21 protein-coding genes are annotated in these 21253 nt (G+C 68.0%); 11 read left to right on the top strand and 10 right to left on the bottom strand.

From position 1 onward, the window contains the following. Positions 1-103: 103 nt before the first annotated feature. The 3 genes from ACFVV5_RS15345 to ACFVV5_RS15335 all read left to right on the top strand — a co-directional run bounded on the left by ACFVV5_RS15345 (position 104) and on the right by ACFVV5_RS15335 (position 2214). On the top strand, positions 104-832 hold the full coding sequence (locus ACFVV5_RS15345; RefSeq protein ID WP_387245816.1) for a hemerythrin domain-containing protein: 729 nt from the start codon (positions 104-106) through the stop codon (positions 830-832). Positions 833-904: 72 nt separating this feature from the next. Then, entirely contained in the window at positions 905-1321 is a 417-nt protein-coding gene (locus tag ACFVV5_RS15340; RefSeq protein ID WP_387245814.1) for a hypothetical protein, read from the top strand. An 8-nt stretch (positions 1322-1329) separates the two neighbouring features. Then, positions 1330-2214 carry a fructose bisphosphate aldolase gene (locus ACFVV5_RS15335; RefSeq protein WP_387245812.1) on the top strand — a complete coding sequence of 295 codons (885 nt, stop codon included), beginning with the start codon at positions 1330-1332 and terminating at the stop codon, positions 2212-2214. Positions 2215-2226: 12 nt separating this feature from the next. Here ACFVV5_RS15335 and ACFVV5_RS15330 read toward each other — a convergent pair whose 3' ends face one another. The 3 genes from ACFVV5_RS15330 to ACFVV5_RS15320 form a co-directional block, all read right to left on the bottom strand. Then, a complete protein-coding gene (locus ACFVV5_RS15330; RefSeq protein ID WP_387245810.1) occupies positions 2227-2868 on the bottom strand; it encodes a winged helix-turn-helix transcriptional regulator in 642 nt (213 codons plus the stop codon). Positions 2869-2873: 5 nt separating this feature from the next. Further along, on the bottom strand, positions 2874-3308 hold the full coding sequence (locus tag ACFVV5_RS15325; RefSeq protein ID WP_387245808.1) for a VOC family protein: 435 nt from the start codon (positions 3306-3308) through the stop codon (positions 2874-2876). 187 nt (positions 3309-3495) lie between these two features. Then, positions 3496-6369 carry an alkaline phosphatase family protein gene (locus tag ACFVV5_RS15320; RefSeq protein WP_387245806.1) on the bottom strand — a complete coding sequence of 958 codons (2874 nt, stop codon included), beginning with the start codon at positions 6367-6369 and terminating at the stop codon, positions 3496-3498. 238 nt (positions 6370-6607) lie between these two features. Between ACFVV5_RS15320 and ACFVV5_RS15315 the strand changes: the two genes are divergently transcribed. The 3 genes from ACFVV5_RS15315 (at position 6608) to ACFVV5_RS15305 (ending at position 11398) form a co-directional block, all read left to right on the top strand. Next, on the top strand, positions 6608-9358 hold the full coding sequence (locus ACFVV5_RS15315; RefSeq protein ID WP_387245804.1) for a glucosidase: 2751 nt from the start codon (positions 6608-6610) through the stop codon (positions 9356-9358). Beyond that, the gene (locus ACFVV5_RS15310; protein ID WP_387245802.1) at positions 9355-10866 is read left to right on the top strand and encodes an alpha-amylase family glycosyl hydrolase; all 1512 of its coding nucleotides are present in this window, start codon (positions 9355-9357) and stop codon (positions 10864-10866) included. Before ACFVV5_RS15315 ends, ACFVV5_RS15310 begins: the two co-directional genes overlap by 4 nt. 130 nt (positions 10867-10996) lie before the next feature. After that, entirely contained in the window at positions 10997-11398 is a 402-nt protein-coding gene (locus tag ACFVV5_RS15305) for a hypothetical protein (protein WP_387245800.1), read from the top strand. Here ACFVV5_RS15305 and ACFVV5_RS15300 read toward each other — a convergent pair. Continuing rightward, on the bottom strand, positions 11395-12087 hold the full coding sequence (locus ACFVV5_RS15300; protein ID WP_387245798.1) for an ABC transporter ATP-binding protein: 693 nt from the start codon (positions 12085-12087) through the stop codon (positions 11395-11397). The genes ACFVV5_RS15305 and ACFVV5_RS15300 overlap by 4 nt on opposite strands. After that, a complete protein-coding gene (locus ACFVV5_RS15295; protein WP_387245796.1) occupies positions 12084-13151 on the bottom strand; it encodes an FtsX-like permease family protein in 1068 nt (355 codons plus the stop codon). The genes ACFVV5_RS15300 and ACFVV5_RS15295 overlap by 4 nt, the downstream gene beginning before the upstream one ends. 166 nt (positions 13152-13317) lie before the next feature. On the opposite strand from ACFVV5_RS15295, the gene ACFVV5_RS15290 reads away from it, so the two are divergent. Both ACFVV5_RS15290 and ACFVV5_RS15285 read left to right on the top strand, forming a co-directional pair. Continuing rightward, on the top strand, positions 13318-14505 hold the full coding sequence (locus ACFVV5_RS15290) for a sensor histidine kinase (protein WP_387245794.1): 1188 nt from the start codon (positions 13318-13320) through the stop codon (positions 14503-14505). Next, positions 14502-15128: a response regulator gene (locus ACFVV5_RS15285; RefSeq protein ID WP_387245792.1), complete on the top strand. Its 627-nt coding sequence runs from the start codon at positions 14502-14504 to the stop codon at positions 15126-15128. Before ACFVV5_RS15290 ends, ACFVV5_RS15285 begins: the two co-directional genes overlap by 4 nt. A 35-nt stretch (positions 15129-15163) precedes the next feature. On the opposite strand, the gene ACFVV5_RS15280 is transcribed toward ACFVV5_RS15285, so the two are convergent. The 5 genes from ACFVV5_RS15280 to ACFVV5_RS15260 are packed head-to-tail and all read right to left on the bottom strand — an operon-like array spanning position 15164 to position 18394. Further along, positions 15164-15811, bottom strand: coding sequence for a class I SAM-dependent methyltransferase (locus ACFVV5_RS15280; RefSeq protein WP_387245790.1), 648 nt, complete (start codon positions 15809-15811; stop codon positions 15164-15166). Between the two features lie 33 nt (positions 15812-15844). After that, positions 15845-16282 carry a VOC family protein gene (locus ACFVV5_RS15275; RefSeq protein WP_387245788.1) on the bottom strand — a complete coding sequence of 146 codons (438 nt, stop codon included), beginning with the start codon at positions 16280-16282 and terminating at the stop codon, positions 15845-15847. A gap of 5 nt (positions 16283-16287) precedes the next feature. Next, positions 16288-17082, bottom strand: a complete 795-nt coding sequence (locus ACFVV5_RS15270; protein ID WP_387245786.1) for an alpha/beta hydrolase — start codon at positions 17080-17082, stop codon at positions 16288-16290. A gap of 45 nt (positions 17083-17127) precedes the next feature. Then, positions 17128-17517, bottom strand: a complete 390-nt coding sequence (locus ACFVV5_RS15265; RefSeq protein WP_387245784.1) for a VOC family protein — start codon at positions 17515-17517, stop codon at positions 17128-17130. 40 nt (positions 17518-17557) lie between these two features. Then, a complete protein-coding gene (locus ACFVV5_RS15260; protein ID WP_387245782.1) occupies positions 17558-18394 on the bottom strand; it encodes an undecaprenyl-diphosphate phosphatase in 837 nt (278 codons plus the stop codon). Between the two features lie 164 nt (positions 18395-18558). Here ACFVV5_RS15260 and ACFVV5_RS15255 point away from each other — a divergent pair, with 164 nt between their 5' ends. The 3 genes from ACFVV5_RS15255 to ACFVV5_RS15245 all read left to right on the top strand — a co-directional run bounded on the left by ACFVV5_RS15255 (position 18559) and on the right by ACFVV5_RS15245 (position 21252). Then, positions 18559-19347, top strand: a complete 789-nt coding sequence (locus ACFVV5_RS15255; protein WP_387245780.1) for a hypothetical protein — start codon at positions 18559-18561, stop codon at positions 19345-19347. Between the two features lie 74 nt (positions 19348-19421). Then, positions 19422-20603 carry a DegT/DnrJ/EryC1/StrS family aminotransferase gene (locus tag ACFVV5_RS15250; RefSeq protein WP_387245778.1) on the top strand — a complete coding sequence of 394 codons (1182 nt, stop codon included), beginning with the start codon at positions 19422-19424 and terminating at the stop codon, positions 20601-20603. Then, positions 20593-21252 (top strand): acetyltransferase, encoded by a 660-nt coding sequence (locus ACFVV5_RS15245; RefSeq protein WP_387245775.1) that lies wholly within the window; start codon positions 20593-20595, stop codon positions 21250-21252. Before ACFVV5_RS15250 ends, ACFVV5_RS15245 begins: the two co-directional genes overlap by 11 nt. Position 21253: the final 1 nt, after the last annotated feature.

The raw sequence follows: 21253 nt of genomic DNA, 5'->3' as shown, positions 1-21253 counted from the left end.
GCGCGCCGAAAGACCGCTGGGCGCCCGGCTCACCCGGGTCTTGTCGGTCGGCCGTACTCCGAATAGAGTTCGATCGCCAGTTCGTCGACGAACGGAGAGCCTCATGCCCGCAACCGCCCTGCCCTCGAGCGGAGACGCATCGAAGGGGCCGGCAGGAAGCACCAAGACCTGCGACGCCCGCGGAATGGCCGAGATCCACCGACTGTTCCGTGCGGGATTCGCCGAGGCGCCGACGCTGGTCACAGGCGTCGCGGAGGGCGATAAGGCGCACGCGGATGTCGTCGGCGATCACCTGGCGATGCTGTCTGTCGAGCTCCATGCACACCACGAAGGCGAAGACACGCACCTGTGGGGCACGCTCGAGCAGCGCGCACCCTCGTGCGCTGTCCACGTCGAGCGGATGAAGCAGCATCACGCCGAGTTGCTCGTGCACCTGAATGAGATGGATGCCGCGTTGCCCGCCTGGCGCGCGAGCGGACGACAAGGCGATGCTGTCGCTGTGCGATCCTCCCTCGACGGCATCAATGCGGCTCTCGCTATTCATCTTCCCGACGAGGAGGCGAACATCGTTCCCGTGATGGAGACGACGCTGACTCCGAAAGAGGTCGACTGGTTCGCCGACCACGGGCGCAAGGCGACCCCGAAGGGCAAGAGCTGGGAGACGCTGGGCGCGATCCTGGCTGCCCAGCCCGACGGAGGCACCGAATGGCAGCGTGAGAACCTGCCGGCGCCGGCCCGGCTGTTGTGGCGCACGGTCGGCAAGAGGAGGTATGCGAAGAACCGCAAGGAACTCACCGGCGGTGTCGTGGGTGAGGACTCCTCGCCCAGATGAGCAGGATTCGAGAAGCGGAGGCAAAGCCTGCAACCCGACAATGGTGAGAGCTCAGAGAGAGGGAGGCCACCCATGGCTACGACCACATTCAGCAAAGAGGAGAAGGCCGCCATCAAGGCAGCCGTCGCCGAGAAGAAGGCTGCGCAGGAAGGCGCGGATGCCGCGGCCGCGTGCGATGCAGCGATCGCCGCGATGACCGGCACCGACAAGGACCTCGCGGAGGCCTTCCACCAGCTGGTCAGGGAGAACACCTCGCTGGCAGCGAAGACCTGGTACGGGATGCCCGCTTATGCGGACGCCGACGGCAAGACCGTCGTCGCCTTCAAGCCGGGCTCGAAGTTCAAGATCCGCTATGCCACACTCGAGTTCCAGCAGGCGGCGACTCTCGATGACGGCAACCTGTGGCCGGTCGGTTTCGCCCTCACCACGATGGATGACGCCGACAAGAAGAGAATCGCAGCCATTTTGAAGGCTGCCGTCGACCACTGACCGATGCGATGAACGACGAACAGCTGGAGAAGATCGCCGCCGGAGCCGGCTTCGTCGCGGCGCTCGATCAGAGCGGCGGGAGCACTCCGCAGGCTCTGCGACGCTACGGCATCCCGGATGACGCGTATTCGACCGATGCCGAGATGTTCGACCTGGTGCACGAGATGCGAACCCGGATCATCACCAGCCCGAGCTTCGACGGAGACAGGATTCTCGGCGCGATCCTGTTCGAGAACACCATGGATCGCACGATCGACGGTCGGCCGTCCGCCGAATACGTGTGGGCGATCAAGCGGATCGTGCCGTTCCTCAAGATCGACGCGGGGCTGTCCGCCAGCCAGGACGGCGCTCAGACGATGAAGCCCATCCCGGACCTGAGCGGCCTGTTGAAGCGCGCGCTGACCAACGGAATGTTCGGCACGAAGATGCGGTCGTTCGTCACGTTGCCCGGCGCCGGGGTGGACGCCGTGGTCGAGCAGCAGTTCGCGGTCGCTCGGGAGGTGCTGGCGGCCGGTCTGGTGCCCATCATCGAGATCGAGATCGACATCCACAGTCCGCGCAAGCGCGAGGCGGAGGATCAGCTCAAGGGTGCACTCCTCGAGAAGGCCGGCGAGCTCGATGCCGACCAGTCGGTGATGGTGAAACTGACCCTTCCGGAGACCGACAACCTCTACCGACCCGTGCTCGACCACCGCAACGTGCTCCGGGTGCTCGCCCTCTCCGGCGGATACACCAGGGCGGAGGCGGATGAACGTCTCGCACGCAACAACGGCGTCATCGCCAGCTTCTCCCGAGCCCTCACCGAAGGGCTGTCCGTGCGGCAGAGCCGCGAGGAGTTCGACGCGACTCTGAACGAGTCGATCGCCGCCATCGCCGCAGCGTCGCACACCTGAGCCGCACCCGCGTCACGCAGCCAGGTGGAACGTGCTTGCGAAGCGGCCCAGGAGGTCCCCCCGCCCGCGCAGCACCTCGACCATACCGGTCGCGATCGCCCGATCCGGGGCGAGCTCACCGGAGATGAGCCGGCGGATGCCCGGACCGGCGGCGAAGGCGAGGTCGACGGGTCCGTCGCCGCGCGTCACGTCGAGGGTGGGGCCGTCCACCCGGATGAGCAGCTCGGCGGGACCGAAGCGTGCCGCGTACGCGGTGGCAGGCAGCTCCGCCGCCACCTGCCGGCGGAAGGCCGTGCGGAGCTCCATGGTCATCGAGTCGGGGGTGATGATCTGCTCGTCCCGCGGATCGCGCAGCGCCTTGAAGCCCCAGGCGCCGAGCGCGAGCATGACGGGCTCGAGCTCGCGGCCGTAGGGCGTCAGCTCGTAGACGATGACGCGTGAGCGGGGCATCCGGTGGATGATGCCGGCCGCTTGGAGCTCCTTCAGGCGCGCAGCCAGGATATTGCTCGGGATGCGCGGGAGCCCCGCGGCCAGCTCACCGTAGCGGCGCGGTCCGACGAGCAGATCCCGGACGATGAGCATCGCCCAGCGCTCGCCGACGAGCTCCAGCGCCCGGGTGATACCGCCGTACTGCCCGTAGTCGCGTGCGGCCATCGACCTCAGGCCTGCTGGTTCGCGTAGGCCTCGGGGCCCTGCGCGGCGGCGGTCGGGTCCATGTAGCCGAACTCGAGGATGTTGCCGTCGGGGTCGGTGAGCTGCCGCTGGTACATGAAGCCGTAGTCGGCGGCCGGGCGCGGCTCGGTGCCGCCCGCGGCGATGCCGTCGGTGATCGCGGTGTCGACCGCTTCGCGAGTGTCGACGAAGATCGCCGTCGACACGGACGGAGCCGTCGCAGGGTCGCCGAGCGGCAGGTCCGTGAAGGTCTGGAAGTACTCGCGCACCAGGATCATGAAGTAGCTGTGGTCGTCCTCGACGACAACGCAGGCCGCGTTGTGGTCGGAGAACAGCGGGTTGATGGTGAATCCGATCGCCGTGTAGAACGCCTTCGCGCGCTCCAGGTCGGTCACCGGCAGGTTGACGAACATCGAGGTCATCGTGGTCTCCTCAGTTGGGTCCGATAAGTGGACGTCACAACACTTGCAAAAAACAAGTGCGGAGTCAAGACCCCCGATCGACGGATGCGGCTCAGAAAGCGACGAACGCGCCGGCCCCGGCGGAATTCCCGTCGGGCCCGGCGCGTCCAGGCGATCAGCGATCGGCTAGCAGCCGATCAGAGTGTGATCAGTTGTCGTCGTGATTGACAGAGCCCGCCGGGATGCCCGGGACATTGTCAGGCCCGTAGATCTTGGTGTCTCCGGGGTACGGGGACGTCCAGTGGTGGGTCTGATACCAGGTCCAGCGGTTCATCAGATCCGGGTTGTCGTAGTCGGGGACCGCGTCGTGACCGGCGGTTCCGGTGAAGTGCTGCTTCTCCGACCACTTCTGCCACTGGGCGGCGACCGTCTTCTCAGACGCCGGGATCACGGCCGCCTTGGCAGCGGCGGCATTGACCGCATCCGCCGCAGCGCCCTTGGCGCCGAGCGTGTCGTACCCGCAGGCAGGCGCGGTCACCACACCCTCGGTCAGGGGCACCTGGTTGAGCACCGCGTTGTACGGCGTCAGGTTGGCCTTGTTGGTGAACGCGTCGGTCATGGGCGATGCCGCGGCGATCTTCTGGTTCAACGGCTGGGCGCCGAGGATCTGCTCGATGGTCCGCACCATGCTGATCTGCGAGTAGTACGTGCTGACCGTCTTGCCGTGGACCGCGTACGGGCTGATCACCTGAACGGGAGCGCGGTGACCGTCGACATGGTCCGCGCCGTCCTGGGTGTCGTCCTCGGCGACGAAGATCGCCGAGTCCTTCCAGTACGGAGAGTGCGAGATCTCGTCGACGATCTTCCCGACAGCGAGGTCGTTGTCGGCGACCTGTGCCTCCGGGTCGGCGGTGCCGCCCGTGTGGTCGCTCGACAGCCACACCATGTTGAGGTTGGCCGGGCCGTTCTTCTCGAAGTCCTGCTTCCAGGTCTCGTACCGGTAGATGTCCGGCACCGCGAGGTCGAACGGCGCCGCGTTCGGGTCCGTGATCGCGTTGAGCGACGGAATCGCCGAGCTGGCGTGCAGCTGGAGCGACGGGGAGAACAGCTGGCTCGAGTCGCCCCCTGCCATGACGTCCTTCGCCGTGCAGTAGTACTGCTGCCAGGTCGCCCCGGCCGGCTTGCCTTCGCCGTACTCGAACTCACCGAAGTTCTTCGCGCTCTTGCCGGCCGACTGAACCGAGTTCCAGAGGAAGCCGGAGCGCTGGTGACCCAGCACGTCCTCCTCGGTGTCGTACGAGCGGGTGTACTCGCCTGCGCTGGTCTCGGTGTACGCCGGGTTGTCGCCCTGCATCAGCCAGTTGTGGCCCTCAGCCGAGTTCGTCCCGATGTCGTAGATGTTGTCGTACAGGCCGAACTGCGTCGCGAGCGCGTGCTGGTTCGGGGTGACCTTCTGACCGAACTGCGTGAGCGACGGGTCGCCGTTGCCCTGCTTCATGTCGCCGTAGAACTGGTCGTAGCTGCGGTTCTCCTTGACCAGGAGGAACACGTGCTTGATGGCCGACGGGTCCCCGATGCGCTTCGGGAGGGCATCCACCGGCTGGTTCGCGCCGTCGTCGCCCTGCGCCTGCTTGACCGAGCTGCCGTTCCAGCCGTTCTGGACGAACACCTGCGCGGTGTACTTCTGGATCTCCTTGTCGCTCGGCAGTGTGAACCGGGTGAGGGACGCGGTGGTCGCGTGGGTCGCGTGACCCGTCGCCGCGGTGGTGCCCTGCCCCTTGTTGAAGGTCAGAGCGGGTCCGCGCGCGTCGATTCCGCGCGTGTTGGTGACCACGATCTTGCCGTTCACCGCGCTGACGTTCTCCGGGAAGTAGTCCGTCGGCAGGAGGCCGATGTAGCTGGCCGGGTCGCGCGGGTCCTTCCGGTCGACCTTGTACACCGCGATGGCGTTGGCGCTGCCGAGCGAGACCAGCAGGTGGTCGCCCTGCATGGTGATCGCGGTCGGCTGGTAGCCGGTCTTCGACGATGCCCACGGCTGGGTGACGAAGGTCTGCACGACCGAACCGGACTTCGTGTCGACGACCGAGACGGTGTCGCTGTTGGTGTTCGCGACGTACAGGGTGGTGCCGTCGAGGTACATCGCCGTCGGGTGGAGCTGCACCGCGATCGACGAGACCGGCGTCGACGGGTTCGCCGTGTCGATGACGCTGACCGTTCCCGTCGTGGAGGTGCCCAGCGTGGTGTTGGCCGGTACCTGCGTGCCGTAGGAGTCCATCGTCGTGTCTCCGGCGACGGCCCGGCGGCCGCCCTCGTTCGAGACATAGAGAGTGTTGCCGACGAACTTCACCTGGCGGGGAGCGATGCCGACCTCGAAGGTCTGCTTGATCGTGCCCGCGGCCGCGTCGATCGCGACCACCGTGTTCTGGCCGTTGACGGCGGCGTAGAGGGTCGAGCCGTCGGCGGAGAAGGCCATACCGGCCGTCAGCGCCTGGAGGCCGCCCGCGGTCGGGATGCTGATCTTCGTTCCGGCTCCGAGCGAGCCGTCCGCGTTGAAGGGGTAGCGGACGATACCGGTGGCCACCGGGGAGAAGAGGAACTTCCCGTCGGGGGAGAAGACCGGGCCCTCCTGGCCGACGGTGCCGTCGGAGATCTTGAGGTAGGCCAGGTTCCCGAAGCCGGCGTTGGTCGCCGCGGTCGCGAACGACGCGGCCGCGAGGGTGCCCGCTGCCGCGACCGGCTTGTAGGTGTTGAGGTCGAAGACCTGCAGGTCGACCGAGCGGTCGGTGCTGGTCCCGACGAGGTAGCGGCCGTTCGGGCTGACGACCGACCCCATGAGCTTGCCGAACGGCGTCATGACACGGTCGCCGATGGGCTTGATCATCTGGTCGGAGGAGATCTGCTCCCCGCCCTTGTACTGGGTTCCGACCTGCTGGTCGCCCAGCGCGATCGTCGACGCGGTGGCGATGCCGCCGCCCAGCAGAGCGAGCGTGCAGCCCGCGGCGGTGACCGCGAGAATGCGATGGCCTTTGGCCAGCGCAGCGAGACGGCGCAGAGGCCTGCGTCGAGGTGAATTGCCTTGCATGTACGTACCCCTATCGATTCGTGATGCTGTGGACGGAGTCCCGCCATGACGTTGTGCGGGGGGATTCGTCCGGCAGTGCGGCCCCATCAGGAGGCCCACGAATGACACTGGCGTGGCCCCCGCGCGGGGGTCAACCTAACAGTCTATGAATGGCGGGTTACATCCCCGGATGTTTATCGGCGCACTCTTCGCTCCGCGAATCGTTTGTGGGAGGGTTGGGAAACCGGGAAGGACGACCATGAGCCAGACGACACCTCGCAAGGCTTCACGGAGCGCGACGGCGGAACACGCCCGCCTCGCCGAGGCGACGGGCGCTGCCGAAGACGATCTCTTCACCGCGAACCCGTGGTACGAGTGGGGTCCCTATCTGTCGGAGCGCGCGTGGGGGACGGTGCGGGAGGACTACAGCGACAACGGTGACGCCTGGTCGTACCTGCCGCACGATCACGCCCGGTCGCGCGCCTACCGCTGGAACGAAGACGGCATGGCCGGCCTCTCCGACATCCACCACGACCTGTGCCTGGGATTGGCGCTCTGGAACGGCGCGGACCCGATCCTGAAGGAGCGGATGTTCGGGCTCACCGGACCTCAGGGCAATCACGGTGAGGATGTCAAGGAGTACTGGTGGTATCCGGATGCACTGCCGAGCCACGCCTGGCTGCGCTGGCGCTACCACTATCCGATGCAGGCGTTCCCCTACCAGCGTCTGATCGACGAGAACGCTCGGCGGAACAGGGAGGAGCCGGAGTTCGAGCTGCTCGACACGGGCGTCTTCGACGACGACCGCTACTGGGGCGTCGACGTCGCCTACGCGAAGGCGTCACCGACGGACGTGCACATGCGGATCACGGTGACGAACCACTCCGCAGAGGAGGCGACCCTCTCGGTGCTGCCCACGCTGTGGTTTCACAACAGCTGGCGGATCGACGGTGTCGAGCCTCCTGAGCTCTCGCTCGGCGCCGACGGCGCGATCGCCGTGACGCATCCCCGATTGTCCGGCTACCGGCTCGCCGCGGCAGCTGGACCGGACGGTGTCGCACCGCAGGCGCTGTTCTGCGACAACGAGACGAACACGGAGCGACTGTTCGGGTCGCCCCTCCCGACCCCGTATCCGAAGGACGGGATCAACGATCACGTCGTCTCCGGGGCGAACACGGTGAACCCGGAGCAGCGCGGGACGAAAGCGTCGTGGTGGTATCAGCTGACCGTGCCGGGCGGTGGCGAGTCCGAGTTGCGGGTGCGGCTGTACCGCGACGAGCCCGCAGCGACCCCGGCCGCGTCGTGGGACGGCGCCGGCTTCGACGAGCTGATGTCTACGCGGGAACGGGAGGCCGACGAGTTCTATTCCGCCATCGCCCCGGCCGAGACCACGCCGGAGCAACTGCAGATTCTTCGCCAATCCAGCGCCGGACTCGTCTGGTCGAAGCAGATGTACCCCTACCAGGTCAACCGGTGGCTCGACGGCGATCCCGGAGAGCCGGCACCTCCGGAAGGCCACCGCACCGGACGGAACGTCAACTGGCGTCACCTCGACTCCTTCGACATCCTCGCGATGCCCGACCCGTGGGAGTACCCCTGGTTCGCCGCGTGGGATCTTGCTTTCCACACCATCCCGTGGGCCCATCTCGACCCGGCCTTCGCCAAGTACCAGCTGCAGGTGCTCCTGCGGGAATGGTTCCAGCATCCGAACGGTGCCCTGCCCGCCTACGAATGGAACTTCGACGACGTCAATCCTCCCGTTCACGCCCTGGCGGCGATCCGGGTGTTCATCATCGACGGCGGCACAGACCTGGTGTTCCTCAAACGGATCTTCAACAAGCTGCTGCTCAACTTCACGTGGTGGCAGAATCGCCAGGATCCTGACGGGAACAACCTCTTCGGCGGCGGCTTCCTGGGCCTGGACAACATCAGTCCGATCGACCGCTCCCACGTCCCTCCGGGCTATTCGCTGGAACAGGCGGACGGCACGGCCTGGATGGCGTACTACTCGGTCGCCATGCTCACGGTGGCCACCGCTCTGGCCGAGCACGACCCCGTCTACGAGGACATGGTCGTCAAGTACCTGGAGCAGACCGTGCTGATCGTGGACGCTCTGGAGGACTCCGGCTTCTACGATGCCGCCGACGGGTTCTTCTACGATCGGCTCATCGATCCCTCCGGAACACCGATCCCGATCAAGGTACAGACCCTGGTCGGGGTCATCCCGGCTCTGCCCGCCATCGCGATCCCGGCCGGTGACGCCGACTATGTCCGTCGCCTGCGAAAGCGGTTCGCGCGCCGGCTGGAGCAGAACGATCGTCATGAGATCCTCGACTGGCGGGTTCGTGGCGCCGGCCCTTCCCGGCGCCTGTTGCTCTCGGTGATTCCGAGGGAGAAGCTCGCGCGCGTGTTCGCCACCCTTTTCGACGAGGAGGCGTTCCTGTCTCCTCACGGACTGCGCTCGATCTCGAAGCGGCACACGACCCCGTACAGCATCCCGGGCATGCCCGGCGCGACCATCGAATACGAGCCCGCCGAATCGCGCACGGCGATGTACGGAGGGAACTCCAACTGGCGCGGCCCGGTGTGGCTCCCGGTGAACTATCTGGTGATCCGTGCCCTGCTGCAGTATGACCAGTTCTTCGGCCCGGATTTCACCGTCGAGTATCCGACCGGATCCGGTCGGCAGCTGACGCTTCGCGAGATCGCGGGCGACCTGTCCGACCGGCTCGTCAGCATCTGGCTGCCCGGACCGGACGGGGCGAGGCCGGTCAACGGCGGAGACGACCGATTCCGCGACGACCCGGCCTGGCGCGACAATCTCGCCTTCTTCGAGTACTTCAACGGTGACAACGGCGCCGGTCTCGGCGCCATGCATCAGACCGGCTGGACTGCTCTGGTCGCCGACTTGCTCATCGATCCGCCGCAGGACACGCAGCGGTTGATCTTCCCGGACACGGACACGGACACGGACCCGGAGCCGGCCGATCCCGCGAAGGAGCCCGAATGAAGTCGTCGGAGGCCGGCCTGCCGGCGCTGGCAGCGCATCCGTTCATCTACGAGATCGACACCTGGCCGTGGCTCGCGTCGGTCAGCGCTCGCGAGGGGCGCCCGGTCGATCTCGGATCGGTTCCCGTGCGCTACTGGCAGGAGCTGGCCGAGCTCGGGTTCGATGCGATCTGGCTGATGGGCGTGTGGCGCCGCAGCCCGGCCGGAATCGCCGTCGCCCTGGCGAATCCGGGGCTGCGCGACGACTTCGAGGCCGCGTTGCCCGATTGGAAGCCGGAGGATGTGGCCGGGTCGCCTTACTGCATCCGGGACTATGTCGTCGACGACCAGCTCGGTGGACCGGATGCCCTGGCAGCCGCGCGCCGAGCGATGGCCGGCGTGGGACTCCGGTTGATCCTCGACTTCGTGCCCAACCATGTGGCGCCGGATCATCGGTGGACGACGAGCAGACCCGAGCTCTTCGTCACCGGCACCACCGAGGACCTCGCCGCCGCCCCCGGGGCTTTCGTGGACGTGGCCGGCCGGGTCCTCGCCAACGGCAAGGACCCGTACTTTCCTGCGTGGCCGGATGTGGTGCAGCTCAACGCGTTCCATCCGGCCCTGCGGTCGGCTGTCGTCGACACCCTCAGCTCCATCGCGGACCAGTGCGACGGTGTGCGGTGCGACATGGCCATGCTCGTCATGAACGATGTCTTCGCCCGGACCTGGGGGGGCCGCGTCGGACCGGCTCCGAGCGACGATTACTGGCCGACGATGATCTCCCGGATCCACTCGACCCATCCCGGATTCCTCTTCATCGCGGAGGCGTACTGGGGCATGGAATCGGACTTGATGGAACAGGGGTTCGACTACTGCTACGACAAGGAGCTGTACGACCGCCTGGCGGCCGGCGACGCCGACACCGTGAGGCAGCACCTCCTCGCCGACATCGGCTATCAGAACCGCCTCGTGCGGTTCATCGAGAACCACGACGAACCGCGCGCCGCCTCGACCTTCGGGCCGGAGCGCGCCCAGGCGGCGGCCGTCGCGATCCTCACGCAGACGGGCGCGCGTCTCGTCCACGACGGCCAGCGTGAAGGCCGACGGGTCCGGCTCCCGGTGTTCCTGGGGCGGTATCCCGACGAACCCGTCGATAGCGCGCTGGTCGAGTTCTACACGTCACTGCTCCGCTCGCTGACCGACGAGACCTTCCGGTCGGGGCGCTGGCAGCTGAGCGAGCGCCACGGGTGGCCGGACAACGATTCGTTCCGGAGCCTCCTCGCCTGGAGCTGGGAGGGCGCCACCCGGTGGCTCGTCATCGTCAACTTCAGCGACCGACCGGCATCGGGGCTCGTCACAGCACCGTGGCCGGACGTCGCCGGTCACTCCTGGCGCCTCGTCGACCCGACGCACGACACGACGTTCGTGCGCTCCGGCGACGATCTGGTGAACGGTCTGTTCGTCGAACTCGGCCCGTGGAGCTGGCACCTGTTCCGTGTCGACGACGACGCGAATCCGGACCCGACGTAGCGCAGCGCGACTGAAGCGAAACGGTTGTCTTGGCGGCGGACCTTACGGCATACTCAGAGCCAACACGCAGGTGCAAGCCTGCGCCGACCATGAGGCGGCGCAGAGATTTGGTCGAAAGGCGATCGGGATCATGAGCACTGTCAAGGCAACAGGTTGGGTCGGCTGGGGACGTTTCGCGGGCATCCTCATTCTCATCGGCGGAATCTTCAGCGGGCTCCAAGGGCTCGTGGCCATCGTCGGACCGAACGCCTACTACGCGGTCACGAAGGGGTCGCTCTTCATCTTCAACGTAGCGGGCTGGGGCTGGTGGAACCTGATCGTCGGGGTGCTCCTGATCCTGACCGCGTTCGCGCTCTTCACCGGCGCCACCTGGGCCCGCGTCGTCGCCATCGTCCTCGCGTCCCTGAGTGCGATCGGCCAGCTGCTGCTCGTGCCGGCACAACCCTGGTGGGCATTCATCGTCATCGCGATGGACGTCCTCATCATCTACGCACTCACGGCACACGGGAGCGAACTCCGCGCCGAGCGCTAGGCGACATCGCTCACGGGCTGGAGCCTGCCGTCGACGAGGTGGACCACTCCGTGCATCCGCGGAAGATGGCTGCGGTCGTGCGTGACGAGCAGCGTCGACGTGTCGAGGCGGTCGGTGAGCTGCAGGATCAGGTCGATGATGCCGGCCCCGCGCTCCTGATCGAGGGCGCTCGTGGGTTCGTCGACGAGGAGCACGCTGGGGTCGTTCATCAGGGCGCGCGCGATGTTCACGCGTTGGCGCTGGCCGCCGGAGAGCTGGTGGGGGCGTTTGCGGCGCTGATCGGGGAGGCCGACGGCGTCGAGGAGTTCGAGGGCTCGCTCCGCGGCCCGCGCGCGGTTGCGCCTGCGGTGGCTGCCGCCGAGCTCGTTCATCACCGACAGCTGCTCCTGGGCCGTGAGCGACGGGATCAGGTTCGACTGCTGGAAGACGATGCCGATGCTGTTCCTGCGGAGCTCGGCGGCTTCGCCGGCGTCCAGCCGGGTGACGTCGACGTCGTCGATGATGACCTCGCCGGCGTCGGGTCGGATGAGGGTCGCTGCGACGGCGAGCAGGCTGGACTTTCCGGAGCCGGACGGCCCCGTGATTCCGGTGACGGTGCCGGGGCGGGCGGTGAGGGAGACGTCGTCCACGGCGGTGACGCGGCTGTCGCCGTCGGGGAAGGTGAGGGTGACGTTGTTCAGGCGGATCATCGATTGCTCCCGAGGGCGGTGAGGGGGTCGGCGGAGGTGACGGACCGGAGCGCGAATGCGGCCCCGGCGAGCCCGAGCGCGATCATGATCACGCCGGGAAGGAGGGTGGTGAGTGGGCTGAGGAGGAACGGCAGCGCGCTGCCGGCGAGAGAGCCGAGAAGGGCGACGAGGCCCAGACCGAGCCCGATGCCGAGGAGGAGCACGATGAGTGCTTGGCCGAGGGCGTCGCGGATCAGCGACCCGGTGGTGGCGCCGAGCGCTTTGAGGACGGCGATGTCGCCCTTCCTCTGCATGGTCCAGACGGTGAAGAAGGCGCCGATGACCAGTCCCGAGATTCCGAAGAGCATGGCCACCATCAGCAGGAGGGAGCCGATCTCGGACCGGAAAGCGCTCAACGCCGTCAGCGATCCGAGCGTGCTTTCGGAGATGGTCGCGTGCGCCGCGTCCGCGGCGGCCCAGTCGGGGTCGCCGGTCACGGCGAGGACGGTGGCGTAGGCGTCGGGATTCCCGGTGGCCGCCGAATAGGCCCGCCAGTCGTGCAAGGTCAGCTCCACGACGGGCGTGTGGCTGTACCAGGTGTCGCCGCCCACGTTCTCGACGGTGTAGGCGGTGCCTGCGATCGTGACGTCGTCGCCGACGGTGACGCCGAGGGCCTTCGCGGCCGGGATGGACAGACCGAGTCGCCCATCCTGTGACGGTGCAGTGTCGTCGAAGCCCGGCTGCACCCCGAAGACAGCGATCGCCGCGCGGGTGTCGCCGGCCTCGGCGCGGGTTTGGCCGATACCGATCGGCTCGGCGGCGGTCACGCCCGGCGTCGCCGCCCATTCCGTTGCCTGCTTCGCGCTGATGGCGGAATCCGAGAAGCCGGCGGAGTCTCCGGTCGAGGGTGCGGAGAACACGATCCGGTCACCCGGCAGGGCGAGCACGGCTGAGATGTTCTGGGTGGCGAGACCGCCGGTGAGACCGCTGAGGAAGCCGACGAGCACGGTGATGAGGGCGACGACCGAGCCGATGAGGATGAATCGGCCCCGGGCGAAGCGGAGGTCGCGGAGGGCGACGAACATGGGAGAGTCCTTTCCGGTCACCGGATCAGGTGACGTCTTCCACTGTTCCGTCTGCCGCGGTTCTGGTCATCGCCTGTCGGAACACCGTTCCGAGCCCGAACGGAGGAGGTCGCACTCGTCCTTTCGGACGATGAAGGCGGGCGAGCCGACGCGTAATGTTCAGCTCATGACAGCTACCCCATTGACCCCGGTCTTTGTGGGGCTGCGCGCCGGTCTGCACGCACTCTTCGTCGCGCTCATCGTCCTGGTCGTCGCCCGCGCACTGCTTGCGCCGACCGACAACAGCGGGGCCGTCATCGTCCTGTCGCTGATCCTCGCCGCGACGTACGGGATCGGCGCCTTCCTGGCCCGTCCGGCACGGCGGGCCGGCCGCACGTGGAGGCTCGTCTGGCTGGCTGCCCTCACGATCGAATGGGCAGTGCTCCTGTGGCTGATTCCGGAAGCCGCCTACCTCGTCTTCCCGTTGTTCTTCCTCTACCTCCACCTGCTCGGACGGTGGTGGGGCTCGGTCGCGATCCTGATCTCGACCCTCGTGGCCATCACCGCTCTGGGCATCCACGATGGGTGGACGGTGGGCGGGGTCGTGGGCCCGTTGGTCGGAGCCGGGGTCGCGCTCCTGATCGGCTTGGGCTACCAGGCGCTCGCCCGCGAGGCGGCGCAACGCGAGCGCCTGATGAGCGAACTGCTGGAGACCCGGGGACAGCTCGCGGCCACCGAGCATGAGTCCGGCGTGCTCGCCGAACGCGCGCGGCTGGCCAGGGAGATCCACGACACGCTCGCCCAAGGGCTGTCCAGCATCCAGATGCTGCTCTACGCCGCCGAACGCGCCGACCCCGACCGTCCCGGTGTCGAGCACATCCGGCTGGCGCGCGAAACGGCGGCGGCGAACCTCGCCGACGCCCGCCGGTTCATCCAGGAGCTCACCCCTCCCGAACTCGACGACCACGGCCTCGGGGGCGCCCTCCGCCGCCTGGCGGAATCCCAGTGGTCTGCGCAGGGCCTCGACGTGAGCGTGCGGGTCTCCGACACGGTCGCGCTCCCCATGCACCTGCAGACCGCCCTGCTGCGGATCGCGCAAGGAGCGATCGCGAACGTCATCCAGCACGCACACGCGACCACCGCGGCGATCAGCCTCGAGGTCGACCACGACGAACTGCGGTTCACGATCGTCGACGACGGCACGGGGTTCGATCCGCTCGCCGCGACAGCCTCGCGCACCGGAAAGTCGGACTCGTTCGGCCTGCAGGCCACCAGGGAGCGGGTCCAGCAGCTGGGCGGAACGCTCACCGTGGACTCCGCCCCCGGTCGTGGCACCGCGCTCGCCGTGACGCTCGACCCGGTGGTGGAACCATGATCCGCCTGGTGATCGCCGACGATCACCCGATCGTCCGCGCGGGGCTCGTGGCACTGTTCGCGTTGGAGGACGACTTCGAGATCGTCGCCGAAGCGGACACGCCGGATGCTGCGGTCGCGGCCGTCGAGTGGGAGAACCCCGACGTCGTGCTCATGGACCTCCAGTTCGGTGCGAGCGCGCAGGTGACGGGAGCCGACGCGACCCGCCGCATCCGGGCCCTCGACGCAGCCCCCTACGTGCTCGTGCTGACCAACTACGACTCCGATTCCGACATCCTGGGCGCCGTCGAGGCCGGCGCGAGCGGCTACCTCCTCAAGGACGCCCCTCCGCACGAACTGATCGCCGCCGTGCGCGCGGCCGCCGCCGGGGAGAGCGCGCTGGCCCCGGTCATCGCGACCCGGCTGCTCAACAGGCTCCGTGCGCCACGGGTGAGCCTCAGCTCCCGCGAGATCGAAGTGCTCGAGCTCGTCGCCGCAGGTCGCTCGAACACCGAGGTGGCTGCCGAACTGTTCATCACCGAGACCACGGTGAAGTCGCACTTGGCGCACATCTTCACCAAACTCGACGTGACCTCCCGCACCGCCGCCGTCTCCGTCGCGCGGCAACGGGGGATCCTCCGCTGAACGACTGAGGTCGGGCGGCGGCGTCGGGGCGGGCCTCATCCGGGTCGCGTGGCCCGGATCCGTTCGACCATTCCGGCTTGGAGGCGCTCGCGTTCGACGATCTGGAGCCCGGCCGATCGCGCCTCGTTCACATGCCGCCGCGTGAGGTGCTCGCCCTCCGTCGCGATGGTGAACCGCTCGATGAGCCATTGGCCGGCGTAGATCGGCGGCCAGGTGCTGCCGATGTGGTCTACGAGGAGGACGGAACCGCCGGGACGGACGACCCTCGCCATCTCCCGAACGGCGGTACCGGCTCGTGGAATCGAGCAGAGCGCGAGCGCGCACACGATCGTGTCGAAGCTCGCGTCGTCGAACGGCAGCGCCTCCGCGTCGCCTTCGAGAAGCTCGACGGCGCGTCCGAGCTCAGCCGCGCGTCTGCGGGCGATCGCGAGCATCTCGGGGCTGAGGTCGACGCCGGTGACGCTGACGCCGCGGTCGTAATGGGACAGGTTCCGTCCGGTGCCGATGGCGACTTCGAGAACCCGGCCGGATGCTCGCCGGCCGATCCATTCGCGCGTGCCCGCGAGGAGCCGGCGCTCGGTCCGATCCATCTTCTGGTCGTACGTGGACGCCAGCTTCCGCCAGGCCCGCCGCTGCCGCTGGGTCGCGGGGAGAGTGCGGGGTCCGAGATCGTCGCTGGACACGCCCCGACTCTACGCGCGCGGGGCGAACGGTGGTCAGCCCTTCTTCAGTTCCTCGGCGAGCATCACGATGATGCCGCTGGGACCGCGGACGTAGGTCAGCTTGTAGACGTCCTCATAGGTCGCCACCCCACGAAGCGGACGGTAGCCGTGCCTCGCCGCGATCTCAAGCGCGCCGTCGATGTCGTCGACGGAGAACGCGACGCGGTGCATGCCGATCTCGTTGGGACGAGTGGGCTCCGTCTCGATCGCATCGGGGTGGATGTACTCGAAGAGCTCGAGGCGACCCTGACCGTCCGGCGTCTGGAGCATCGCGATCTTGGCGTGGTTGCCATCGAGGCCGACGGCGGTGTCGGCCCACTCACCGCTGACCTCGTCACGGCCGAGGACCGTGAGACCGAGGTCGGTGAAGAAGGAGATCGTTGCTTCGAGGTCGCGAACAGCGATGCCGACGTTCTCAAGTTTGATGGACATGCGCTTCATGCTACCGAGCCGACGAAGGCGCCCGCCCGGCGGATGACGTCCTCGACGGTCGCGGCATCCGGACCGCCCATGAAGCCGTGCGACGCGCCGGGCACGACCTGCAGTTCGGCGCGGATGCCCGTCTCCCGGCACTGCTGAACCAACCGGCGCGCGTCGTCGAGCAGGGAGTCGGCGGAACCGACGGCCACGAACGCCGGCGGCAGCCCGCGCACGTCGGCGGCGAGGTCGGGCGCATCCTGCAGGCGGCCGGCGCCGGCCCAGCGTGCGAACGCCCACTCCGACAGCTCCAGCCCCGGTCCTCCCGCGGCTTCGGCATCGAATCCTCTCAACGTGAGGTCGACGTTCGGGTTGGTCAGGACGAGCGCCGCCACCCGTGAACGGCGCGCGGCGACGAGCGCCACCGCCCCGCCCGCCGAGTCGCCCCACAGCACGACGTCTCCGACGCCGGATGCCCGCAGCGCCGCGACACCGGCGACGGCGTCCTCTCCAGATGCTCTCAGGTCGGCTTCGGGCGCCAGACGATAGTCGACCGAGAGCACCGTGAGGCGCAGGATGCCCGCGATCCGCCGGCAGTAGCCGTCCTGCAGGTCCCGATCGCCGAGGACCCCGTAGCCGCCGTGCAGGAAGACGACGCCGGCATCCGGATGCGCGGTGGTCTCCGGCCGGTACCACCGCACCGGCACCGATCCGACGATCTCGTCGGTGACGGTGCCTTCGAAGGGCAACCGTGGGCGAGCGGATGCCCGTGCCGCAGCCTCGCTCCGCAGCCGGTCGATGTCGGGTTCACTCACGAGAGCCAGCCTGCCAGTTCGCGCGTCGTCAGGCTCGGGTCGGCACTAGGCGTCCTGAGGGCCGCCACCCTGCTGGAGGAGCACGAACCCGTTGCCGTCGGGATCGGCGAACTGCGTCTGGATGCCCCAACCCTGACGCTCGGCGTCGGCGACGTCGACGCCGCCCTTGCGCAGCGCCGCGATCACCGCTTCGATGTCGTCGGTGTGCAACACGAGGCCCTGCTGCCAGCCGGGACCGGCCCGGCCGGGGAAGGGCGGGTGCAGGGTGAAATCGACCGAGCTGCCGACGGGGGCGACCGAGAGCCAGCGCTGGTCGCCGAACGTGTTGTCGGCCCGTACCTCGAAGCCGAGGACATCGCGGTAGAACGCCAGCGCGCGATCCTGGTCGGCGACGGGGATGGTGACGGTCCGGATGGTCAGTTCAGGGGCAGCCATGACGACAGTCTAGGAGGAGGGAATCCTGCGGGTCCTGTGGTCAGGTCGCCGTGATGACGCCCGTCAGGAGCAGGGCGGACACCAGGACCGCCAGGCCGATCCGGTACCAGATGAAGACGGTGATCGGATGCTTCGCCACGAAGCGGAGCAGCCAGGCGATCGCAGCGTACGCGACGAGGAGGCTGACGATCGTCGCCAGGATCGTGGGCAGCCAGCCGACCGAGTCGCTGATCGCTCCCGCCTGGGTGACGCCCTCGTAACCGCCGGCCGCCACCAGGGCGGGGATGGAGAGGAAGAACGAGACCCGGGTGGCTGCGACGCGGTTCAGCCCGCGGAAGAGGCCGCCGCTGATGGTGGCGCCCGACCGGGAGACGCCGGGGACGAGGGCGATGACCTGGAAGAGCCCGATCACGATGGCATCGACGAGGGTGACGTTCCGCTCGTCGCGCTTCTGGGTGGCGACGCGCTCGGCCGCCCACATCACGATGCTCCACAGCACGAGGGCGGCGACGACCACCCAGAGATTGCGCAGGCCGCCCGAGATGAGGTCTTTGGCGAGGAAGCCGACGATGCCGATGGGGATGGAGCCGACGATGATGTACCAGGCGAGCCGGTAGTCCGGGTCCTCGCGGGCCTCCCGGTTGCCGAGCCCGCGGATCCAGGCGAGGAAGAGCCGCGCGATGTCCGAACGGAAGTAGATGATGACAGCGAGGATCGCGCCGACCTGGATGATCGCGGTGAACGCGGTGACGCCCTTGTTGTCCACCGTCAACCCCAGCAGCTTCTCGACGATGGTCAAGTGGCCCGTGCTGGAGACCGGGAGGAACTCGGTGATCCCTTCGACAATGCCGAGGATCAGAGCTTGCAGCAGGTTCATCGATCGCCTTTCGTGGTGACATCCCAGCCTGCTGACCGGCCACTAAGAATCCGCTAAGCCGGACCTGCCACAGTACTCATCACCCCACGTATGCTGCCGGGAGACGGGGAAATTGTGAAGACCTTCGCGAAGATGACCGGGCTGAGAGCGACTCGGGTGCTGCCGTGACCGACGCACGCGACGACGAGCGCTATGACCGGCCGCCGGCCCGGTCGGCCGAGGCGCAGCTCAGCACGGAGGAAGTGCGCGTGCTGTGGGACTTCATCCACGGCGACATCCTGAGCGACCCCATCCGCCGCCGGCTGCGCGAGCACTGGGGCATGTGCGTGCGCCACTCGTGGGCGTACGCGGTGGTCGAGATCGAGTTGTGGGAGGCGGGCGCCGGCGCTCGCGGCGGCCATCAGCCCTTCGACCTCTCGATCCTCTACACCGACCTCCTGGAGTCGATGGTCGACCGGCTCGGCACCGGCCGGCACGGTCGCATGCAGATGCTCGACCGGCACGGCGAATGCGTCATCTGCGCGGAGGTGCGCGGCGGCGCACCTCCCGGGATCCTCGTCACGCACGCCGGGCTGGACCTTCGGCGGCTGACCGCCGAAGCGAACCGGATGCGCTTCACCGAACGATGGATGATCGAGACGCGGCCGAACTGGGCGGCCGGCGTCTGCCCGGAGTGCGCGACCGCGGCAGGGGTGACACCCGTGGCGGGGACGCTTCCGTGCCGCATGCACCTCCGGAGCTCGGGTGTGTTCAGCGATGCATCGTGGGAGCTCACGCGAACCAGCCTGGCGGAACTCGCCGTGCAGGTGCGTGCGCTGACCGACTCGATGACCCAGAGCGGCCGGCCGGCCACAGAGGCCGTTGACGCGTCGTGGGTGAAGGCGGTCAGCTGGTTCGACGGCTGGGACTTCCCGCTCGCCCTCGCGACCCGGGGCGACGCCGACCGCGCCTGAAGTCGGACGGACCCGTCGCGTAAGCTGGGTAACCGGCCATGGCCCTCGAAGGTCGTGCGCAGTGAGGAGTTGGCATGGAGTCCGGACTGAGTCGGACCGCGGTGGATTCGGCGGAGTGGCAGGCGATTCCGGTATTCGAGCGGCCTCTGCATGTCGGGCAGCCGAACATCGGCGACCGCGCGATGTTCGACGGGCTGGTCGACCAGATGTTCGAGCGCCGGTGGCTCTCGAACGACGGCCCGCTCGTGCAGGACTTCGAGCAGCGGATCGCGGACTTCGCCGGCGTCAAGCATTGCGTCGCGATGAGCAACGGCACGGCCGCGCTCGAGATCGCCATCCGGGCTCTCGGTCTCTCCGGCGAGGTGATCGTTCCGTCGTACACGTTCGTGGCGACCGCGCACGCCCTGCAGTGGCAGGGGATCACGCCGGTGTTCGCCGACATCGACCCCCTCACGCACAATCTGGACCCGGAGTCGGTGCGCCGGATGATCACGCCGCGCACCACGGGCATCATCGGCGTGCACCTGTGGGGCCGGCCTGCGCCGGTGCGCGAGCTCCAGGAGATCGCCGACGAGCACGGCCTCCAGCTGATGTTCGACGCCGCACACGCTTTCGCCACCACCTTGGGCGGCAAGCGGATCGGCGGATTCGGCCGTGCAGAGATCTTCAGCTTCCATGCGACGAAGTTCTTCAACACCTTCGAGGGCGGCGCCGTCGTGACCGACGACGACGAGATCGCCGCGGCCGCCCGACTGATGCGCAACTTCGGATTCGCCGGGCACGACAACGTCGTCTCGGACGGGACGAACGCCAAGATGACCGAAGTGTGCGCGGCGATGGGATTGACCAACCTGGCGGGCGTCGATGCCGTCATCGAGACCAATCACCGCAACTACACCGCTTACCAGGACGCTCTGAGCGGCATTCCCGGGGTCCGTCTCACGCAGTACGACGAAGCCGAGGAATGCAACTTCCAGTACATCACCGTCGAAGTCGACGACGGCCCGGTGTCGCGCGATGAGATCGTCGCCGCTCTGATCTCGAAGAACGTCCTCGCCCGCAAGTACTTCTGGCCGGGCTGCCATCGTATGCAGCCGTACCGCGACCTCTACCCGGATGCCGGCGCCCTGCTGCCGAACACCGAGAAGGTGGCAGCGCGCGTGATCGTGCTGCCGACGGGCACCGCGGTCGACGAGGACGCGGTCGCGTCGATCTCCGAGATGATCCGCGTACTCACCGGCGGCCATGCGCTCTGAACTCGACCTCGGCTTCTCGAGACTGTACCTCTTCGGCGCCGGGGGACATGGGCGCGAGATCGCCTGGCTCGCCGAGAGCGCCTGGCGCGACGTGCCCGAGATCGTGTTCCTGGTCGACGACCCGCGGTATGCGAGCGGAACGGTCGACGGTCATCCGGTCAGGCTGCTCGGCGATGAGGAGCTCGGGCCGGACTCGCGATTCGTGGTGGCGGTCGGCGACCCGGCGTCGCGTCGGCGCATCGCCGGTGTCATCGAGTCCCGCGGAGCATCCGCTGCCACCATCGTGCATCCGGGGGTGGAGCGTTCGGCGCGCGTCGCGATCGGCGAGGGCGCCGTCGTCTTCCCCGGTTCGGTTCTCACGACCAACGTAACGATCGGCCGCCACGCGCATGTCAACGCAGCGTGCACCGTCTCCCACGATTCCCGCGTCGGCGACTTCTCGACGGTGTCTCCGGGCGTCCACGTCGCGGGCAATGTCCGGATCGGAGACGGCGTCTTCGTCGGGGTCGGGGCGAGCATCATCAACGGCACACCGGATGCGCCGCTGGTCGTCGGCGATGGCGCTGTCATCGCTGCAGGCGCCTGTGTCATCCGCTCGGTCGATTCCGGCTCGCTCGTCGCCGGTGTGCCCGCCGTGAGAAAGCGCTGAC

The organism is Leifsonia sp. NPDC058248, from assembly GCF_042881905.1.
GTDB lineage: Bacteria > Actinomycetota > Actinomycetes > Actinomycetales > Microbacteriaceae > Leifsonia.
The sequence above is the reverse complement of the archived record's forward strand: the minus strand, read 5'-3'. Positions and strand labels throughout refer to the sequence as shown.

Excerpts from the sequence above, each read along its gene's own strand:
- ACFVV5_RS15285 (WP_387245792.1), top strand. The coding sequence starts at position 14,502 with ATGATCCGCCTGGTGATCGCCGACGATCACCCGATCGTCCGCGCGGGG.
- ACFVV5_RS15320 (WP_387245806.1), bottom strand. The coding sequence starts at position 6,369 with ATGCAAGGCAATTCACCTCGACGCAGGCCTCTGCGCCGTCTCGCTGCG.
- ACFVV5_RS15345 (WP_387245816.1), top strand. The coding sequence starts at position 104 with ATGCCCGCAACCGCCCTGCCCTCGAGCGGAGACGCATCGAAGGGGCCG.
- ACFVV5_RS15330 (WP_387245810.1), bottom strand. The coding sequence starts at position 2,868 with ATGGCCGCACGCGACTACGGGCAGTACGGCGGTATCACCCGGGCGCTG.
- ACFVV5_RS15340 (WP_387245814.1), top strand. The coding sequence starts at position 905 with ATGGCTACGACCACATTCAGCAAAGAGGAGAAGGCCGCCATCAAGGCA.
- ACFVV5_RS15305 (WP_387245800.1), top strand. The coding sequence starts at position 10,997 with ATGAGCACTGTCAAGGCAACAGGTTGGGTCGGCTGGGGACGTTTCGCG.
- ACFVV5_RS15245 (WP_387245775.1), top strand. The coding sequence starts at position 20,593 with ATGCGCTCTGAACTCGACCTCGGCTTCTCGAGACTGTACCTCTTCGGC.
- ACFVV5_RS15295 (WP_387245796.1), bottom strand. The coding sequence starts at position 13,151 with ATGTTCGTCGCCCTCCGCGACCTCCGCTTCGCCCGGGGCCGATTCATC.
- ACFVV5_RS15325 (WP_387245808.1), bottom strand. The coding sequence starts at position 3,308 with ATGACCTCGATGTTCGTCAACCTGCCGGTGACCGACCTGGAGCGCGCG.
- ACFVV5_RS15265 (WP_387245784.1), bottom strand. The coding sequence starts at position 17,517 with ATGGCTGCCCCTGAACTGACCATCCGGACCGTCACCATCCCCGTCGCC.
- ACFVV5_RS15315 (WP_387245804.1), top strand. The coding sequence starts at position 6,608 with ATGAGCCAGACGACACCTCGCAAGGCTTCACGGAGCGCGACGGCGGAA.
- ACFVV5_RS15260 (WP_387245782.1), bottom strand. The coding sequence starts at position 18,394 with ATGAACCTGCTGCAAGCTCTGATCCTCGGCATTGTCGAAGGGATCACC.
- ACFVV5_RS15335 (WP_387245812.1), top strand. The coding sequence starts at position 1,330 with ATGAACGACGAACAGCTGGAGAAGATCGCCGCCGGAGCCGGCTTCGTC.
- ACFVV5_RS15290 (WP_387245794.1), top strand. The coding sequence starts at position 13,318 with ATGACAGCTACCCCATTGACCCCGGTCTTTGTGGGGCTGCGCGCCGGT.
- ACFVV5_RS15310 (WP_387245802.1), top strand. The coding sequence starts at position 9,355 with ATGAAGTCGTCGGAGGCCGGCCTGCCGGCGCTGGCAGCGCATCCGTTC.
- ACFVV5_RS15275 (WP_387245788.1), bottom strand. The coding sequence starts at position 16,282 with ATGTCCATCAAACTTGAGAACGTCGGCATCGCTGTTCGCGACCTCGAA.
- ACFVV5_RS15300 (WP_387245798.1), bottom strand. The coding sequence starts at position 12,087 with ATGATCCGCCTGAACAACGTCACCCTCACCTTCCCCGACGGCGACAGC.
- ACFVV5_RS15250 (WP_387245778.1), top strand. The coding sequence starts at position 19,422 with ATGGAGTCCGGACTGAGTCGGACCGCGGTGGATTCGGCGGAGTGGCAG.